At 69.3% G+C, this 13391-nt stretch carries 12 protein-coding genes; 7 read left to right on the plus strand and 5 right to left on the minus strand.

The window, feature by feature from the left end; all coding sequences use genetic code 11:
• Positions 1–90: 90 nt before the first annotated feature.
• The 4 genes from radA to AC1RRW_RS04775 all read left to right on the plus strand — a co-directional run bounded on the left by radA (position 91) and on the right by AC1RRW_RS04775 (position 4599).
• Positions 91–1485 (plus strand): DNA repair protein RadA, encoded by a 1395-nt coding sequence (gene radA / locus AC1RRW_RS04760; RefSeq protein WP_492899378.1) that lies wholly within the window; start codon positions 91–93, stop codon positions 1483–1485.
• Positions 1486–1593: 108 nt separating this feature from the next.
• On the plus strand, positions 1594–2271 hold the full coding sequence (locus AC1RRW_RS04765) for a CvpA family protein (RefSeq protein WP_492899379.1): 678 nt from the start codon (positions 1594–1596) through the stop codon (positions 2269–2271).
• 92 nt (positions 2272–2363) lie between these two features.
• On the plus strand, positions 2364–3836 hold the full coding sequence (gene purF, locus AC1RRW_RS04770; protein ID WP_492899380.1) for an amidophosphoribosyltransferase: 1473 nt from the start codon (positions 2364–2366) through the stop codon (positions 3834–3836).
• A 22-nt stretch (positions 3837–3858) separates the two neighbouring features.
• A complete protein-coding gene (locus tag AC1RRW_RS04775; protein ID WP_492899381.1) occupies positions 3859–4599 on the plus strand; it encodes an SDR family NAD(P)-dependent oxidoreductase in 741 nt (246 codons plus the stop codon).
• On the opposite strand, the gene AC1RRW_RS04780 is transcribed toward AC1RRW_RS04775, so the two are convergent.
• From AC1RRW_RS04780 to AC1RRW_RS04795, 4 genes are all read right to left on the minus strand, one after another.
• Positions 4600–5013: an NUDIX domain-containing protein gene (locus tag AC1RRW_RS04780; protein ID WP_492899382.1), complete on the minus strand. Its 414-nt coding sequence runs from the start codon at positions 5011–5013 to the stop codon at positions 4600–4602.
• Positions 5014–5038: 25 nt separating this feature from the next.
• Positions 5039–6136: an NAD(P)/FAD-dependent oxidoreductase gene (locus AC1RRW_RS04785; RefSeq protein WP_492899383.1), complete on the minus strand. Its 1098-nt coding sequence runs from the start codon at positions 6134–6136 to the stop codon at positions 5039–5041.
• Positions 6133–7554, minus strand: a complete 1422-nt coding sequence (gene der, locus AC1RRW_RS04790; protein ID WP_492899384.1) for a ribosome biogenesis GTPase Der — start codon at positions 7552–7554, stop codon at positions 6133–6135. Before der ends, AC1RRW_RS04785 begins: the two co-directional genes overlap by 4 nt.
• Before the next feature lie 146 nt (positions 7555–7700).
• Complete coding sequence (locus AC1RRW_RS04795) at positions 7701–8363, minus strand: tetratricopeptide repeat protein (RefSeq protein WP_492899385.1); 663 nt, start codon at positions 8361–8363, stop codon at positions 7701–7703.
• Between the two features lie 193 nt (positions 8364–8556).
• On the opposite strand from AC1RRW_RS04795, the gene parE reads away from it, so the two are divergent.
• Positions 8557–10638, plus strand: a complete 2082-nt coding sequence (parE, locus tag AC1RRW_RS04800; RefSeq protein ID WP_492899386.1) for a DNA topoisomerase IV subunit B — start codon at positions 8557–8559, stop codon at positions 10636–10638.
• Between the two features lie 128 nt (positions 10639–10766).
• Entirely contained in the window at positions 10767–11027 is a 261-nt protein-coding gene (locus AC1RRW_RS04805; protein WP_492899387.1) for a hypothetical protein, read from the plus strand.
• Positions 11028–11211: 184 nt separating this feature from the next.
• Here AC1RRW_RS04805 and AC1RRW_RS04810 read toward each other — a convergent pair whose 3' ends face one another.
• Positions 11212–11907: an alpha/beta fold hydrolase gene (locus tag AC1RRW_RS04810; RefSeq protein ID WP_492899388.1), complete on the minus strand. Its 696-nt coding sequence runs from the start codon at positions 11905–11907 to the stop codon at positions 11212–11214.
• 161 nt (positions 11908–12068) lie between these two features.
• On the opposite strand from AC1RRW_RS04810, the gene AC1RRW_RS04815 reads away from it, so the two are divergent.
• Positions 12069–13391 (plus strand): DEAD/DEAH box helicase (locus AC1RRW_RS04815; protein ID WP_492899389.1); only part of this gene is annotated, 1323 nt, incomplete at its 3' end.

The following is a 13391-nucleotide window of genomic DNA, read 5'->3' on the forward strand; positions in this document are numbered from 1 at the left end:
GAATCTGGCTCGGCGCCGGTTTCAGGCGACGGCCTGGACTCTCCCCCCCACCCCGACCCTCCCCACCGCAAGCGGGGGGAGGGAGAAGACATGGCTAAGCGCGGGCCGACCTATATCTGCCAGGCCTGCGGCGCGGTCTATCACCGCTGGCAGGGCAAGTGCGATTCCTGCGGCGTCTGGTCGTCGCTCGCCGAGGAAGCGCAGGCCGCTCCCGTTCCCGGCGGGCGCGGCTCGTCGGGGGCCAAGCCGCGAGGCCGCATCTTCGCGCTGGAGACGCTGAAGGGCGAGACGCAGGACGCGCCCCGCGTCAGGACCGGGCTCGGCGAGCTCGACCGGGTCACCGGCGGCGGCTTCGTGCCGGGCTCGGTGCTGCTGATCGGCGGCGATCCCGGCATCGGCAAGTCGACGCTGCTGATGCAGGCCTGCGCGGCGCTGGCGCTGACCGGCCGCCGCGTCGTCTACGTCTCGGGCGAGGAATCGACCGGACAGGTCCGCCTGCGCGCCGAGCGCATGGGCCTCGCCCATGTCGCGGTCGATCTCGCCGCCGAGACCAATGTCGAGGACATCGTCGCGACGCTGAGCCAGGGCGAGCGCCCGGCGCTGGTGGTGATCGATTCGATCCAGACGATGTGGTCGGGCGAGGTCGAGAGCGCGCCGGGCACTGTGACGCAGGTGCGGGGTTCCGCCCAGGCGCTGATCCGCTACGCCAAGACCAGCGGCGCCTGCCTGATCCTCGTCGGCCACGTCACCAAGGACGGCCAGATCGCCGGCCCGCGCGTCGTCGAGCACATGGTCGACGCCGTGCTCTCCTTCGAGGGAGAAGGCGCGCATTCCTTCCGCATCCTGCGCGGCCAGAAGAACCGTTTCGGCGCGACGGACGAGATCGGCGTCTTCGAGATGACCGGCAAGGGCCTGTCCGAGGTCTCCAACCCGTCCGCGCTCTTCCTCGCCGGACGCGACCAGGCCGCGCCGGGCGCGGCCGTCTTCGCCGGCATCGAGGGCACGAGGCCGGTGCTGGTCGAGATCCAGGCGCTGGTCGCCCCGACCGCGCTCGGCACGCCGCGCCGCGCCGTCGTCGGCTGGGAGAACAGCCGTCTTGCCATGGTGCTGGCGGTGCTGGAGACCCATGGCGGGCTCAAGCTCGGCCAGCACGACGTCTACCTCAACGTCGCGGGCGGCCTGCGCGTCAACGAGCCGGCCGCCGATCTCGCGGTCGCCGCCGCGCTCGTCTCGTCGCTGACCGGCGCGATCCTGCCGCCGGAGGGCGTGCATTTCGGCGAGATCGCGCTGTCGGGCGCGGTGCGCCCGGTCTCGGTGACGCCGGCGCGGCTGCGCGAGGCCTCCAAGCTCGGCTTCGAATCGGCGACGCTGCCCGGCGGAGGCGATCAGGGCGATGGCGCGGGGCTCGGCCTGAGGCGCATCGGCCATGTCACGGAGCTGGTCGCGGAGATCGCGGCGCGCGCGCCTCGCAGGGTTGTGAAATGAGATCGTCATATGGGTGACGCCGCGCGCTCGAGCGCGTATAGCGAAATCCATGCGGCCAGCCCATCTCTTCATGGCCGTCCCGATTTATCCTAGCGAAGCGACGCCCTTATGCCTGTCACCATCCTCGATCTCGTCGTCATCGGCGTGGTTCTGATCTCGGCTTTGCTCGCCGCCGTGCGCGGGCTGACGCGCGAGGTGCTGGCGATCGCGTCCTGGGTCGCCGCGGCCGCCGTCGCCTGGACCTTCCATCCGCAGCTTCTGCCGATCGTGAAGCAGTACATCCCCAACGACACCGTCGCGCTGATCGCCGCGATCGCCTCGCTCTTCCTGGTGACGCTGATCCTGGTCTCGCTGATCACGGCGCGGCTGTCGGATTTCGTGCTCGATTCGCGCATCGGCGCGCTCGACCGCACGCTGGGCTTCGTCTTCGGGGCCGGCCGCGGCCTGCTGCTGGCCGTGATCGGCTATCTCTTCTTCTCCGCGCTGGTGCCGGAGAAGATGCAGCCTTCCTGGGCCAGGGAAGCCAGGGCCAAGCCGCTGCTGGAGGAGACCGGCCGCTCGCTGCTGACCATGCTGCCGCAGGACATCAACTCCGACATCGTCAAGAAGCTGCTCAAGCCCAAGACCGGCGACGAGCCGAGCGAGGCGCCGGCCGAGGAGCCGCGCACGCCCGCCAGCCCGACCGCCGATCCGCAGCGCCGCACCGAACTGCCCAACGCGACCGATCGGGCCGGCCTGCAGCGCGCCATCGACGCCAGCCGGCCCGCGACGCCGGCCAGACCTTGAGAAGCGCCCCGCCTTGAGCACGAATATTGCCTTGATCCGAGCCTATCGAAGCCCGGTTGGATGACATTCCCGCCCGCTACATGGAGCCTGCGATGCAGCCGCTGAGCCCAGCCGATCCGCCGTTCGACCCCCATGCCGACAGGCTGCGTGAGGAATGCGGCGTCTTCGGCATCTTCGGCCATGCCGACGCGGCGGCCCTGACGGCGCTCGGCCTGCATGCGCTCCAGCATCGCGGCCAGGAGGCGGCGGGCATCGTCTGCTTCGACGGCGCGCGCTTCCATTCCGAGCGCCGCCTCGGCCTCGTCGGCGACGCCTTCTCGGAAGCGGCGGTGATCGAGAAGCTGAAAGGCTCGCAGGCCATCGGCCATGTCCGCTACTCGACCACCGGCGAGACCATCCTGCGCAACGTCCAGCCGCTCTTCGCCGAACTGCATGGCGGCGGCTTCGCGGTCGCCCACAACGGCAACCTGACCAACGGGCTGACGCTGCGGCGCAACCTCGTCCGCGACGGCGCGATCTACCAGTCGACCTCCGACACCGAGGTGCTGCTGCATCTTGTCGCCCGCTCGCGCAGGCCGCGCTTCATCGAGCGCTTCGTCGAGGCGATCCGCCAGATCGAGGGCGCCTACGCCTTCGTCGGCATCACCAACAAGAAGCTGATCGGTGTGCGCGACCCGCTCGGCATCCGCCCGCTGGTGCTCGGCGAACTCGACGGCTGCCCGATCCTGACCTCCGAGACCTGCGCGCTCGACATCATCGGCGCGAAATTCATCCGCGAGGTCGAGAACGGCGAGGTCGTCGTCATCTCCGAGAGCGGCATCGAGAGCCACAAGCCCTTCCCGCCTGTGGCCGAGCGCCCCTGCATCTTCGAATACATCTACTTCGCCCGGCCCGATTCGATCGTGAAGGGCCGCAGCATCTACGAGCGCCGCAAGCAGATGGGCGCGCAGCTCGCGGCCGAGGCCCCGGCCAACGCCGACGTCATCGTGCCGGTGCCCGATTCAGGCGTGCCCGCCGCGCTGGGCTATGCGCAGGCGAGCGGCATCCCCTTCGAGCTCGGCATCATCCGCAACCACTATGTCGGCCGCACCTTCATCGAGCCGACGCAGAAGGTCCGCGAGCTCGGCGTCCGGCTGAAGCATTCGGCCAACCGCTCGGTGGTCGAGGGCAAGAGCATCGTGCTGGTCGACGATTCGATCGTGCGCGGCACCACCTCGTTCAAGATCGTCAAGATGATGCGCGAGGCCGGGGCGCGCGAGGTGCATTTCCGCATCTCCTCGCCGCCGATCACCCATCCCGACTATTACGGCATCGACACGCCCGACCGCGAGAAGCTGCTCGCCGCGACCCACACGCTGGAGGAGATGCGCCGTTTCGTCGGCGCGGATTCGCTCGCCTTCCTCTCGGTCGACGGGCTCTACCGCGCCATGGGCCATTCCGGACGCGACGATGCCCGCCCGCAATTCACCGACCACTGCTTCACCGGCGACTACCCGACCTCTCTGACCGACGTGATCGGCGAGAGCGCCAAGCAGCAGCTTTCGCTGCTGGCGGAAGCAGGTTGATCCCGACCACGACGGACCTTTCATGACCAGGCCTCTCGAAGGGCGCGTCGCGCTCGTCACCGGCGCGTCGCGCGGCATCGGACGCGCCGCCGCGCTGGCCTATGCGCAGGCCGGCGCCCATGTCGTCGCGCTCGCGCGCACCTCCGGCGCGCTGGAGGAACTCGACGACGAGATCAGGGCGGCGGGCGGCGCGGCGACGCTGGTCCCGGTCGATCTGGCGGACGCCGCCGCGATCGAGAAGCTCGGCCCTGCCCTGCTGCAGCGCTGGGGCAGGCTCGACATCCTGCTGGCCAATGCCGGCATCCTCGGCCCGCTGACGCCGCTGACCCACGCCTCCGCGAAGGAATGGAACCGCGTCTTCGACACCAACGTCACGGCGAACTGGCGGCTGCTGAAATCGGTCGAGCCGGCGCTGCGGCTCTCCGACGCCGCCCGCGTCATCCTGATGAGCTCGGGCGCGGCCCATAAATGCCTGGCCTACTGGGGCCCCTATTCGATCTCGAAGGCCGCCGTCGAGGCGATGGCGCGGACCTACGCCGCCGAGACCGCGACGACGCCGACCAAGGTGATGCTGGTCAATCCCGGCCCCCTGCGCACCCGCATGCGCGCCGAGGCGATGCCGGGCGAGGACCCGCAGACGCTGAGGACGCCGGAAGACCTCGCGCCGCATCTGGTCAGGCTCGCCTCGCCGGACTGGACGGAGAGCGGCAAGATCTTCGATTTCCCGCAGGACAAGGTGCTGAGCCCGCAGCCGCCGGCATGATCAGCGCATGGCGGCGTCGATCGCGTCCTTGTTGGCGGCGATGATGTCGACATAGCGATAGTCGGCCAGCTTATCGAGGCGTGCGAGTTCGTCGAAGTCGAACCATCTGATTTCGGAGTGTTCCGCGCTGACGTTGCGCGGCGCTCCGCCATCCCAGCGCGTCACGATATGGATGTGATAGAGGCTTTCGCGGTGAGGCTCCTGGGCCGTGACCGCGAGCCAAAACCTTGTCGGCGTAACGCCCACTTCTTCACGGCACTCGCGCAACAGGGCTTCGTTGACCGTTTCGGCAGGCTCGACGTGGCCGCCGATCGCATCCCAGTGTCCCGGCCACGCCTTTTTGTGCATGGCGCGAAGTCCTAGCAGGGTCTGACAGCCCGGGCTGACGAAGAGAGCGCCAACGGTATGGATCATGGCCGATCCAAGTCGCGAGGGCGCTTCATTCCGCCCTCAACCAAGCCAGCAGCCCCACGTCATCCCCGCTCTCGACAGCCGCGGCCACCCGCCGCCCGACCGCCGCGCCGAACTTGTAGCCGTGGCCGGAACAGGCCGAGACGGCGAGCACCTTGCCCACCCGCCGCGACAGGAACTTGTGGTCGGCGGTGAAGGTGTAGGCGCAGCTCGCCACGCGCTTGACGCCGTACTCGCCGATGCGCGCAAAGGGCGGCGCGAAATAGTCGCGGATGATCTCGCCTTCGCCGGGGCGCGGCTCGCGGTCGAGATCGGGCGCCATCGGAACCTTGTGGACTCCCGCCCCGACCTTGAGATCGGTCCCATCCACCGCCGGCAGGACATAGCCGTCGACCGGGCCGCCGACATCGACGATGCAGGGCGCGGCCGCCCAGGCGGCCTTGAGGTCGTCGGGCGGATCGAGATAGGCCACCGCCGTCCGATAGGTCTTGAGCGCCTCGCCGAGTTCCGGCAGCAGCCTCGGCGTCCACGCGCCGGCCGTGACGACGATGCGGTCGAGGCCCAGCCGCTCCCCATCTGAAAACCCGACCGCGCCGCTCCCGGGATCGACCGAGGTCACGGCCACGCCCTCGCGGATCGCGACGCCGCGCTCGCGCAGCAGCGCGACCAGCCCGGCCGCGATGCGGGCGGGAAACAGCGCCCCGCCATCGCCGCTCAGATAGGCGTAGCGGAAGGTCGAAGCGTCGAGGAAGGGATAGCGCCGCGCCGCCTCCGCCGGCTCGAACAGCTCGTAGGGCGAGCCCGTCCGGTCGAGCCCGTCGCGATACGCCTCGCCCTCGTCGCCCGCGACCTGCGAGATGCCCATCACGCCGCAGGCCTTGTAGTGGACCGCGCCGAGATCGGCCCAGAGCTCGTCCCAGGCGGCGAAGGCCTCGGTGATGGTCCGGGCATAGCCGTCCTCGCCGGCATAGGCGCGCCGGATGATGCGGTGCTGGTCGCCCGACGCCGCATAGGGGTTGGGGATCGCCGCCGCCTGCTCGATCAGCGTGACCTCATGCCCGGCCTTGTTCAGGGCCCAGGCGGTGGACATCCCGGCGATGCCGGCTCCGACGACGGCGATCTTCATCCGGCCCGCCTGTTCCTGTCATAGGGGTTTTCGCCGCCGCGCGTATGCAGCCGGATCGGCGTGCCCGGCAGCTCGAAGGCCTCGCGCAGGTTGTTGACGAGGTAGCGCGTGTAGGACACCGGCAGGTGGTCGAGCTGGTTGCCGAACAGCGCGAAGGTCGGCGGCCGCGCCTTGGCCTGCGTCATGTAGCGGATCTTGATGCGCCGCCCGGCCACGGCCGGAGGCGGATGGGCCGAGAGCACGCCTTCGAGCCAGCGGTTGATCCGCGCCGTCGAGACGCGCCGGTTCCAGACCTCATAGGCCGAGAACACGCCCTGCATCAGCCGGTCGATCCCCTCGCCCGCCAGTCCCGAGAGCGGGATGATCGGCACGCCGCGCACCTGCGCGAGCAGATGCGTCGCCTTTTCCCTGAGTTCGGCCAGCAGCCCGTTCCTGTCGGCGACGAGATCCCATTTGTTCAGGCCGATCACGACGGGGCGGCCCTCGCGCTCGGTCAGGTCGACCAGCGTCAGGTCCTGCTTCTCGAACGGGATCGTCGCGTCGAGCAGCACGACCACGACCTCGGCGAAGCGGACGGCCCTGAGCGCGTCCTGCACCGACATCTTCTCGAGCTTCTCCTCGATCCGGGCGCGCTTGCGCATGCCCGCCGTGTCGAAGAGCTTCACGGGCTTGCCGCGCCATTCCCAGTCGACCGAGATGGTGTCGCGGGTGATGCCGGCTTCGGGGCCGGTCAAAAGCCGCTCCTCGCCGATCATCCGGTTGACCAGCGTCGACTTGCCGGCATTGGGCCGCCCGATGATGGCGACGCGCAGCGGCTTGGCCGGATCGCCGTATTCCGCCTCCTCGTCGCCGATGGCGGCCGGCGCATCGGCCCAGCTTTTGTCGCCATAGCTCTCGTCGAAGGGCTCTTCCTCCTCCGGCTCCTCGTCGACGAAGGGCGCGAGCGCCTCCAGCAGGTCCGAGGTGCCCTCGCCATGCTCGGCCGAGAACGGCACCGGGTCGCCGAGACCCAGCGCATAGGATTCGAGGATGCCGTCGAGCCCCTTCTTCCCCTCGGCCTTGTTGGCGAGCAGGATCACCGGCTTGCCGGACTTGCGCGCGAGATCGGCGAAGGGCTGGTCCATCGGCGTCAGGCCGAGCCTGGCGTCGATCATGAACAGGATGACGTCGGCCTGCCCGATCGCGGTCTCGGTCTGCGCCCGCATGCGGCCGGCGAGCGAGCCGGGATCGGCCTCTTCCAGCCCCGCCGTGTCGATGACGGTGAAGCGCAGATGGCCGAGCGAGGCCTCGCCCTCGCGCCGGTCGCGGGTCACGCCGGGAAGATCGTCGACCAGCGCCAGCTTCTTGCCGACGAGCCGGTTGAACAGGGTCGACTTGCCGACATTGGGGCGGCCGACGATGGCGACGGTGGCGGTCATGGTCTTCCGGATATCCTGTTCGCGGTTGTCGTCCCGGACAAGCGGCGCTAGCCACGCCGATTCGGGCTCCATTCCTGAACGCTATTCGGAAAGGCTCCGGAATGGATCCCGGGTCTCCCTTCGGTCGCCCGGGATGACGGCGTCGTTCAATTGCGCGTCTCGACCGGGCCGCCGCGCACCAGCGTCAGATAGAGATCGACGCGCTGGCGCATCACGCGCGGCGAGGACGGGTCGGTGACGATCGCGTCGAACCAGCGCCCGGCATCCTCGAACAGGTTGGCCTTGAGCGCGGCGATGCCGAGGAATTCGCGGGCCGAATGGCGAAGCACGCCCTGCGGAGCTGCAAGCGGCTCCAGCGCGGTGCGCAGTTCGGCATAGGGCACGAGGTCGATCCGCAGCATGCCGGCGCGCAGCCGGGCCACGTCGCGATAGACCTGCGCCAGCGCGCCGTCGTTGGCGAGCGCGTCGAACGCGGTCGCCCCGGTGGCCGGGTCGCGCTTGCCGGTCTCGGCCGCGAGCCTGAAGCGCGCGATCTGGCGGTAGCCGGCCGGCGCATTCGCCGCGAGATCCTTCAGGATCGTCTCCGCCTCGTCGCCATTGCCGTCGCGCGAGGATTTCAGCGCCGCTTCCAGCCGCGCGCCGACGGCCTGCGAGGCGATGTTCTCGCGTCGCAGCCAGTATTGCCAGCCGGCGACGGCGAGCACCGCCAGAACGGCGAGCCCGATCAGCACATTGCCGTATTTCTTCCAGAAGGCGGCCGCCTTGTCGCGGCGCACCTCTTCATCGATCTCGCGAAAAATATCGGACATGGCCCGCCAAGAAATTCCCTGTTGACGGGCCGCGTAGCATTTCCGCCGCTCGATTGCGAGCCGCTTGACGCGGCCTGACGCGGGATACATCCAATCCACGGCCTCGCCCGGCCTGCGGCGATGCAGACAGAGCGGGAACGACGCGGCTGCGCTAGTCTCGGGCGCGAGCGAATCAGGGAGGCCGACGGCGGACATGGCGGAGAACGGCGATCTTTTCGGCGCTGGAGCCGAGCCACCGGCCGGACCTCCGCCGAAGCCGCCACGCGCCGCCGCGCCGCCCGCCAGCGGCAAGCCTGTGCCGGCTGCCGCTCCGCCGCGCAACGGCACGCTCTCCGAGCAGGGTTACGACGCCTCGGCCATCGAGGTGCTCGAAGGTCTGGAGCCGGTCCGCCGCCGGCCAGGCATGTATATCGGCGGCACCGACGAGCGCGCGCTGCATCATCTCTTCGCCGAGGTGATCGACAACGCCATGGACGAGGCGGTCGCCGGCCACGCGACCTTCATCGAGGTCGAGGCGCTGGAGGACGGCTCGATCGCCGTCACCGACAACGGCCGCGGCATCCCGGTCGATCCGCATCCGAAATTCCCCGGCAAGTCGGCGCTCGAAGTCATCATGACGACGCTGCATGCCGGCGGAAAATTCGACTCCAAGGCCTACGAGACCTCCGGCGGACTGCACGGCGTCGGCGTCTCGGTCGTCAACGCGCTCTCCGACACGCTCGAGGTCGAGGTCGCGCGCGGCCAGACTCTCTATCGCCAGACGTTCTCCCGAGGCCATCCGCAGGGACCGCTGGAGACGGTCGGCCGCGTCGCCAACCGGCGCGGCACCCGCGTGCGGTTCCATCCCGACGCGCAGATTTTTGGCGAGGGGGCGCATTTCGTCCCGTCCCGCCTGTTCCGGATGGCGCGCTCGAAGGCCTATCTTTTCGGGGGCGTCGAGATCCGCTGGCATTGCGCGCCGGCGCTGCTCAAGGCCGAGAGCGACGTCGCGGCGGAGGCCGTGTTCAAGTTTCCGGGGGGCCTGCGCGACTATCTCGCCCGCGAGATCGAGGGCAAGGATCTCGTCGCCGAGCCGATCTTCTCCGGCAAGATCACCAGGGCCGGCAGCCACGGCTCGCTCGAATGGGCGATCGCCTGGCTCGCCACCGGCGAGGACGGCTTCGCCTCCTCCTACTGCAACACGATCCCGACGCCCGAGGGCGGCACGCATGAGCAGGGCCTGCGCATCGCCCTGCTGCGCGGCCTGCGCGACCATGCCGAGCGCATCGGCCAGTCCAAGCGCATGGCGCAGGTCACCTCCGACGACGTAATGGCGACCTGCGCCGCCATGCTCTCGGTCTTCATCCGCGAGCCGGAATTCCAGGGCCAGACCAAGGACAAGCTCGCGACGGTCGAGGCCTCGCGCATCGTCGAGAACGCGGTCCGCGACGCCTTCGACCACTGGCTCGCCGCAGCCCCGCAGCAGGCGCTGAAGCTGCTCGACTGGTCGGTCGACCGGGCCGACGAGCGCCTGCGCCGCCGCCTCGAAAAGGAGGTCTCGCGCAAGACCGCAACGAAGAAACTGCGCCTGCCCGGCAAGCTCGCCGATTGCGGCAATGCCGGTGCGGCCGGCTCCGAGCTCTTCATCGTCGAGGGCGACTCGGCCGGCGGCTCGGCAAAGCAGGCGAGGAACCGCGCGACGCAGGCCATCCTGCCCTTGCGCGGCAAGATCCTGAACGTCGCCAACGCGACGCGCGACAAGCTCAACCAGAACCAGCAGCTCGCCGACCTGATCCTGGCGCTGGGCTGCGGCATCGGCAGCCAGTTCCGCGAGGACGACCTCCGCTACGAGAAGGTCATCGTGATGACCGACGCCGATGTCGACGGCGCCCATATCGCCTCGCTGCTGGTGACCTTCTTCTGGCGCCAGATGCCGCGCCTGATCGAGAAGGGCCATCTCTTCCTCGCCGTGCCGCCGCTCTACCGGCTGCAGGCCGGCGGCAAGTCGGTCTATGCCCGCAACGACGCGCACAAGGACGAGCTGATCGCCTCGATCTTCAAGGGCAGGAAGCCGGAGATCTCGCGCTTCAAGGGTCTTGGCGAGATGATGCCGGCGCAGCTCAAGGAGACCACCATGGATCCGGGCAAGCGCATCCTGCTCAAGGTCATGGTCGAGCACGAGGCCCGCGACGAGACCTCCGACACGGTCGAGCGGCTGATGGGCAACAAGCCCGAGGCGCGCTTCGTCTTCATCCAGGAGCGGGCCGCCTTCGCCGGCGAGCTGATCGATTTGTGACGTTTCGTCAGAACGACATCGCCTCGGCGGCATCGCCGCAACGCTTCGCTAACCGTCTTTTTACAGCTTGGCGGGCATGATCGCTCCAGCGGCGCGCCTATGCGCCGGATGGATCGCGGAGCGGGCCGATGCGGCTGATCGAACTCTTCTGGAAGAACGAGCGCGGCACGATGGTCGCCGACGTCGCCAAGGCGGGCGTCGCGATCGCCCTTCTCTCCATCATCGCGGCGAACTTCGTCTCGAACCAGGCCGCCAATCTCGACAGGGAGCGGCTGACGCAGGTCGCCGACGCGGCCTCGAAAGGCCGCCTGGTCGACCCGATGGTGACGGGCTCGATCCCGAAGAAGGCCGGCGAGACGAAACTCGACCCCTGCGTCGTCCAGCGCTGAGTCTCCCAGAAGCATTCACGCGAAAACACGTCGTCATCCGGGCCCGACCCGGGATCCATCACGGAGAGCCGCCGAGCGTTATGACGGATCGGCGCGGCGGAGCCTGTCCCTGGGCCTACCGAAAGCACGACCCGAGGGCCGCTCGTGCGGGATGACGCAGCGGTTCGGAGAAACCCGGCGGGCTCTAGGCCAGCCAGTCGAGAAGCTCCTTCGTTACGATCCCGGGAGCCTCCAGCGTCGAGAGATGCCCGCAGCCCGGCAGCACGACGAGCCGCGCATTGCCGCCGATCCCGTCCGCGATCTCCCTCGCCTCCGCGGGCGGCGTCAGCGCGTCCTCCTCGCCGACAAGCACCAGCGTCGGGACGCCGATCGCGGCCAGGTCGGCCCTTGAATCCGGCCGGCTCATGATCGCCTTCTGCTGGCGCACGAAGCCGGCCGGGCCGATCTCCTCGGCCATGGCGCGCACCGCCAGCCGCAGCGGCTCGTCCGTCAGGCGCGCGGGCGCGACCAGCTTCTGCCAGAGCAGCGTCGTGACGTTGTCGAAGGCGCCCTTTTCGGCCAGCGCGATCATCTGCTCGCGCGCCGCGTCGCTCTCCGGCGTCGGGCCCTTGGCGGAGGTGTCGAGCAGCGCCAGCCGGCTGACGCGCTCCGGCGCCTGCCGCATCGCCTCGAAGGCGATGTAGCCGCCCATCGACAATCCGCACAGCGCGAAGCGCGCGGGCGCGGCCGCCAGCAGCCGCCTCGCGATATCCGTCATGGTCTCGTCGCGGGCATGGTCGGCGACCAGGATCGGGCGGCCGGCGGCGAGCGTGGGCCATTGCGGAGCGTAAAGGGCGGCGCTGCAATTCAGTCCCGGGATGAGGACGAGCGGTTCGGGCATGGCTTCCATGGCTTCCTGTAAGGCCTAGTTTGTTGACTTAGCCGGACTTTTTCTGCATTGCACGGGGGTCCGAAGGCGCGCTGGAAAAGAAGTCGCGCCACCGTCGCGGTTGATAGGTCATCCCGCCACGCGTCACCGACCCTTGAAGAAGCGCCCTACGCATGTCCTTTGCCGAACTCGGCCTGAGCGAAAAAGTTCTGACCGCGGTCACCACCGCGGGCTATCACACGCCCACCCCCATCCAGGCCCAGGCCATCCCGCACGTCCTCGCCCGCCGCGACGTGCTCGGCATCGCCCAGACCGGCACCGGCAAGACCGCCGCCTTCACCCTGCCGATGCTGACGATCCTCGAGAACGGCCGGGCCCGGGCCCGCATGCCGCGCACGCTGATTTTGGAGCCGACGCGCGAGCTCGCCGCCCAGGTCGAGGAGAACTTCACCCGCTACGGCGTCAACCAGAAGCTCTCGGTCGCGCTGCTCATCGGCGGCGTCTCCTTCGGCGACCAGGACGCCAAGATCACGCGCGGCGTCGACGTGCTGATCGCCACGCCCGGCCGCCTGCTCGACCATGTCGAGCGCGGCAAGCTCCTGCTCACCGGCGTAGAGCTCCTCGTCATCGACGAGGCCGACCGCATGCTCGACATGGGCTTCATCCCCGACATCGAGCGGGTTTGCAAACTTGTTCCCTTCACGCGGCAGACCTTGTTCTTCACCGCGACGATGCCGCCCGAGATCACGCGCATCAGCGAGCAGTTCCTGCACAATCCGATTCGCGTCGAGGCCTCGCGCCCGGCGACGGCTGCGGCGACGATCACGCAACGCCTGATCGCCTCGAACGGCCAGGATTTCGAGAAGCGCGACACGCTGCGCAAGCTCCTCAACGAGGCCAGGGACCTGCAGAACGCGATCGTCTTCTGCAACCGCAAGCGCGATGTCGCGACCCTGCACAAATCCTTGCAGAAATACGGTTTTCCGGCCGTCGCCCTGCATGGCGACATGGATCAGTACGCCCGCATGGCGGCGCTGGAATCCTTCCGCACCGGCGAGAACCCGATCCTGGTCGCGAGCGACGTCGCCGCGCGCGGGCTCGACATCCCGGCCGTCAGCCACGTCTTCAACTACGACGTCCCGACCCATGCCGAGGACTATGTCCACCGCATCGGCCGCACCGGGCGCGCCGGGCGCGAGGGCGCATCCTTCACCATCGTGACCCGCCATGACGAGAAGCTCGTCGCCGCGATCGAGAGGCTGACCGGCGTGCCGATCGCCTTTGAAGGCGGCGGCGTCGATACGCTGCCGCCCGGCGCCCCGCGCGAAGAGCGCTCAGGCGGTCGTGGCGGACGCGGCGAGGATCGCCGCCCCGGCCGCGGCGGCGGACGCGGCGGCCGGCCCGAGCGCGGACGCCGGGCCGAGAGCGAGACGGAAACCGCGCCGCGCCCGATCCGCGTCGAGCGCGCGGCCGAGGACGAGGCGGCTCCGCGCCGC

This window comes from Allobosea sp. GW821-FHT12C12, assembly GCF_058807355.1.